Source organism: Mesorhizobium sp. M2E.F.Ca.ET.209.01.1.1 (genome assembly GCF_004010375.2).
Lineage (GTDB): Bacteria > Pseudomonadota > Alphaproteobacteria > Rhizobiales > Rhizobiaceae > Mesorhizobium.
In genome coordinates this window covers 1-419 of sequence record NZ_SADP02000238.1, presented here as the reverse complement: position 1 = coordinate 419, position 419 = coordinate 1, and the positions used below count along the sequence as shown (strand labels likewise).

General features: G+C 64.0%; 1 protein-coding gene. It reads left to right on the top strand.

Translation table 11 applies throughout. The features are described from left to right. Positions 1 to 2: 2 nt before the first annotated feature. On the top strand, positions 3 to 419 hold a 417-nt coding region (ruvX, locus tag EN852_RS35460; protein WP_246694499.1), incomplete at its 3' end, for a Holliday junction resolvase RuvX.

The following is a 419-nucleotide window of genomic DNA, read 5'->3' as shown; positions in this document are numbered from 1 at the left end:
TTATTTCAATCGAGGAATTGCCGGGACATCTTGCCGGCGGCCGCGCGCTCGCCGGCCTGGATCTCGGCGACAAGACGATCGGCGTAGCGGTTTCCGATCGCGGGTTGTCCTTCGCTCATCCCCGCCCCGTCATCCTGCGCAAGAAGTTTTCGCTCGATGCCGCCCAGTTGCTCGCTCAGCTCGAGAAGGACAATGTCGGCGCCATCGTGCTCGGCCTTCCCGTCAACATGGACGGCTCTGAAGGGCCTCGAGCCCAGAAATCGCGCGCCTTCGCCCGCAACATGGCGACGCTTTGCGACCTGCCCTTTGTGCTGTGGGACGAGCGGCTGTCGACGGTGGCTGCGGAACGCGCGCTGATCGAGATGGATTTTTCGCGCAGGAAGCGCGCCGGCAAGATCGATTCGGCGGCTGCCGCCTTT